Annotated in this window: 5 protein-coding genes; all 5 read left to right on the top strand. The window is 35.5% G+C overall.

Annotated elements, in window-relative coordinates; genetic code table 11:
- Nucleotides 1–100: 100 nt before the first annotated feature.
- Nucleotides 101–592, top strand: a complete 492-nt coding sequence (locus tag RQ907_RS07910; protein WP_311492832.1) for a DUF986 family protein — start codon at nucleotides 101–103, stop codon at nucleotides 590–592.
- A 62-nt stretch (nucleotides 593–654) separates the two neighbouring features.
- Nucleotides 655–1,446 carry a type III pantothenate kinase gene (locus RQ907_RS07905; protein ID WP_311492831.1) on the top strand — a complete coding sequence of 264 codons (792 nt, stop codon included), beginning with the start codon at nucleotides 655–657 and terminating at the stop codon, nucleotides 1,444–1,446.
- A complete protein-coding gene (gene dusB, locus RQ907_RS07900; RefSeq protein WP_311492830.1) occupies nucleotides 1,424–2,422 on the top strand; it encodes a tRNA dihydrouridine synthase DusB in 999 nt (332 codons plus the stop codon). The genes RQ907_RS07905 and dusB overlap by 23 nt, the downstream gene beginning before the upstream one ends.
- The gene (gene greA, locus RQ907_RS07895; protein WP_311492829.1) at nucleotides 2,391–2,864 is read left to right on the top strand and encodes a transcription elongation factor GreA; all 474 of its coding nucleotides are present in this window, start codon (nucleotides 2,391–2,393) and stop codon (nucleotides 2,862–2,864) included. The genes dusB and greA overlap by 32 nt, the downstream gene beginning before the upstream one ends.
- A gap of 9 nt (nucleotides 2,865–2,873) precedes the next feature.
- Nucleotides 2,874–4,199 (top strand): lysine--tRNA ligase (gene lysS, locus RQ907_RS07890; protein ID WP_311492828.1); only part of this gene is annotated, 1,326 nt, incomplete at its 3' end.

The following is a 4,199-nucleotide window of genomic DNA, read 5'->3' as shown; positions in this document are numbered from 1 at the left end:
TATATAGGTGTACTTAGAAGATCAGTTTATGAAGATATAGAGGATATAAAATAGGTCTTAGGGCCTATTTTATTTTGTAAAATAAAAAAAGGAGAAAAGGATGCAAGGATTTGATAGGATAATACTAGTTTTATATGCAGCGATTACTGTATTTTTTATTTATAGGCTCTTTAAACAAGCTAGAGATAAAAAAATATTGGGAGAAAATGCCATTGGTTTTAAAAGACCACTTACATCTATGGAAATGATTTTATTTTCTATCCTCATTGTAGTTGGTGGGGTAAACCTTGTTAATGGTTTTAAGATGAATGATAAAAATTCTATGATGACTGCCGGGGTAATGATTGTTTTGGCAATTGTTTTTATGATTTTTACCCTAAGCAAACTATATATAGCTGAAAATGGTATGCTCCTTAATTCTGGTTTTGTTAGTTTTAAAGAGCTCAAAAAATGGGGTTTTGACACAAACAGGGGCGAGCTTGTTATGGCTATAAAAAAGGATAATAATACAAGTCGTGAGAGTGTAAAAGTCAAAAAAGAAGACATAGAAGAAATAAATGAGCTTATAAGAAAGTATAAACTAGGCAAATAAGCTTGAAAAAAAGCCTATTTAACCGTATCATATAAGAGCTAAATTAAACAAAGGAAGTATATATGTTACTGGTTATAGATATTGGAAATACAAATACTGTTATAGGTATTTACGATAAGGAAAATTTAAAGGCTAGATTTAGAGTGGCAACTGACTTGAAAAGCACAAGCGATCAATTAGTTGCTACTTTATTTAATATGTTTATGATCCACAACATAAGGGTAGAGGATATTGATGACACCATGATTTCCTGTGTGGTTCCAGATGTTTTATACAATTGGGAATCAGCTAACAGGAAGCTTTTATGTAAGGAAGCAAAAACAGTAAATTGTGATACCTATACTGGTATTACTATTGATTACGCAAATCCAAGTGAGGTTGGGGCAGATAGGATCGTAGATGCAGTAGCAGCCTATGAAAAATATGGTGGTCCATCTGTAGTTGTGGACATGGGTACAGCTATAACTGTTGACGTGGTTACATCAGATGGCAGGTATCTTGGAGGAGTCATCGCTCCAGGTATAAAAATTGCCCAAGACGGACTCTTTGGTAAGACTGCAAAACTTCCAAAAATTGAACTTAAACAACCTACCACAGCCATCACAGAATCTACCTCAGAAGCTATCAATGCAGGTATAGTAATTGGCTATATAGGTATGATTGATAAGCTTATAGAGACTATCGAAGATGAAATAGTCGAAAAAGTGGGTGTGGACAAAAAAGATATTCATGTAATAGCTACAGGCGGTTTTTCGGAACTAATTTCCCAATCCAGTAAGTATATAGAAACCATAGAGCCAGACCTCATGCTTGAAGGCCTAAGGATAATCTATGAGAGAAACCGTGGTAGATAAACAAGTAATGCTAGCACCCCTAGCGGGTGTAACAGATACTGCCTTTAGGATAGTTTGTGAGCAAAATGGATGCGATAAGACCTTTACAGAAATGGTTTCTGTGAATGCCCTATCTTTTGATAACAAGGCTACAGCTGATATCATGTTTATATCAGATATGGAAAAAAATGCCAATATTCAAATATTTGGTTCGGATGTTAACAAGATAAAAAGGGTTGTCGAAGAAAAGATAAATCCACTTACAAATATCAAAGAAATTTCCTTTAATATGGGTTGCCCAGCTCCCAAAATTTTTAATAATGGAGAGGGTTCTGCCCTTTTAAAAAATCCTCATCAGGTATATAAGATTACCAAGGCTTTGAGGGAAGCGACTGATAAAATAATTAATATCAAATTTAGACTTGGGGTAGATGATAATTCTATAAATTATATAGAAAATGCCAAGGCCATGGAAGAAGCTGGAGCTGATTACCTAATCCTTCACGCTAGGACTAGAAAGGCCATGTATTCAGGCAAGGCTGATTGGCAGGCTATAAAAAATCTAAAAGAAAATGTGACTATACCAGTAATAGCAAATGGGGATATTTTTACTCCAGAAGATTTTATTCAGGCGATGGAAGTAACAGGAGCTGATGGGGCAATGATTGCCAGAGGGGCTATGGGAAATCCCTTCATATTTCGATATATAAAGGAATATTTAGAAAAAGGCTCCTACAAAAAAGTTACATTTGATGAGATAATTTCTCAAATTAAAGAGCATTATGAATTAGCCCTTAAGTTTAAGGATGAAAGGCTAGTTATAAATCAAATGCGCAAACACGTTGGTTGGTACATCAAGGGTCTTTATATGTCAAGCGAATATAGGGACAGAGTAAATAAGATACATACTAGCAAGGAAATTTTTGACCTGCTAGATGAATATAGAAAAATTTTAGGTGATTACAATGACAGAGAAGAAAGAAGTAATATTAACTAAGGAAAAATTAGAAAAATTAGAGGACGAACTAGAGTATTTAAAAACGAAAAAACGTCCTGAAATGGCAGAAAAAATCAAAATAGCAAGAAGCTTCGGTGACCTTTCTGAAAATGCTGATTACGATGAGGCAAAGAATGAACAGGGTGAAGTTGAATCTAGAATCATGAAGATAGAAGACATGATCAGAAATGCCAAGACTATCGAAGTTGTTGAAAACTCTGATACTGTTGGGGTTGGTAATACTGTTACACTTTATGATGAAGATTTTGATGAAGATGTAGAATACAAAATCGTAGGAACAGCTGAATCAAACCCATTAGAAGGGTATATTTCTAATGAATCACCAGTTGGAGAAGCTATTATAGGCCATAAGGTTGGCGAGAGGGTAGAAGTAGAAACTCCAAATGGCAAGATGTATTTTGTGATTAAGAAGATTAAGTAAGGAGAAAAAATGGCTGAAAATATTCAAGACTTAAATGAAATGCTTAAGATCAGAAGAGAAAAACTTCATGAACTTAAGGAAGAGGGTAGAGATCCACACCGTATAGTTAATTTTAAAAATAGGATAAGCTCAAAAGAAATCAAGGATAACTTTGAAAAGTATGAAGACACAGAGGTAAGGGTAGCAGGTAGAATCCTTGCTAAGAGAGGCCATGGTAACATGAGCTTTATGGATGTCCAAGATGATCTTGGACAAATCCAGGTTGTAAATCGTAAAAATGTTATCGGCGATGATTTTAAATATATTAAAAAATACGATATCGGTGATATCATCGGTGTTGAAGGCAAGGTTTTTAGGACCAACCAAGGTGAAATATCTATAGAAGTATCAAAGTCTTATCTATTGACTAAGGCTTTACAAATGCTTCCAGAAAAATGGCACGGCCTAAAGGACCCAGATTTAAGATATAGACAAAGATATATTGACTTAATTGTAAATCCTGAAGTAAAAGAAGTTTTTGTTCAAAGATCAAGAATAATTTCAGCTATAAGAGAATTTTTGGACGGTAGGGGATTCTTAGAAGTAGAAACTCCAATACTTAATACAATAGCAGGTGGAGCTACAGCTCGTCCATTTATCACCCACCACAACACCCTAGACATCGATATGTACCTAAGAATTGCCAACGAACTTTACCTAAAAAGGCTAATCGTAGGTGGTTTTGATAGGGTATATGAAATCGGTAGGATGTTCAGAAACGAAGGAATGGACGCAACCCACAACCCAGAATACACCGCCATGGAATTATACCAAGCCTACGGCGACTATGAAGATATGATGGAAATCACTGAAAACATGGTAGAGCACGTTGCCAAAAAAGTAAAGGGCACAACCCTCGTAGAATTTGACGGCCATGAAATCGAATTAAAGGCTCCATGGAAGAGAATTCCAATGATAGAAGCTGTTAAGGAATATTCTGGTGTTGACTTTAACGAAATTAAAACTGACGAAGAAGCCAAAGCCATTGCCAAGGAAAAAGGTGTGGAAGTAAAGGAAACAAGAGGCGAAATCATAGCAGAATTCTTTGACGAATTTGTTGAAGATAAGCTAATCCAACCTACTTTCATCACTGATTACCCAGTAGAAATATCACCACTAGCCAAAAGAAAGAATGACGATAGGTCCCTAACATACAGGTTTGAAGCCTTTGTTTCTGGAGCAGAAATCGGCAATGCCTTCTCAGAATTAAACGATGCTGAAGACCAAAGAGCAAGATTTGAAGACCAAGTTAGAAAAAGAGAAGCAGGCGATGATGAAGCACAAATGATGGATTAT

Source organism: uncultured Anaerococcus sp. (genome assembly GCF_963510575.1).
In the GTDB taxonomy this organism is placed as follows: domain Bacteria; phylum Bacillota; class Clostridia; order Tissierellales; family Peptoniphilaceae; genus Anaerococcus.
Note: the sequence above shows the minus strand (reverse complement) of the source record. Positions and strands in the feature narration are given on the sequence as shown.

Coding starts and splice junctions, on each gene's coding strand:
- RQ907_RS07910 (WP_311492832.1), top strand. CDS start 101: ATGCAAGGATTTGATAGGATAATACTAGTTTTATATGCAGCGATTACT.
- RQ907_RS07905 (WP_311492831.1), top strand. CDS start 655: ATGTTACTGGTTATAGATATTGGAAATACAAATACTGTTATAGGTATT.
- dusB (WP_311492830.1), top strand. CDS start 1,424: ATGAGAGAAACCGTGGTAGATAAACAAGTAATGCTAGCACCCCTAGCG.
- greA (WP_311492829.1), top strand. CDS start 2,391: ATGACAGAGAAGAAAGAAGTAATATTAACTAAGGAAAAATTAGAAAAA.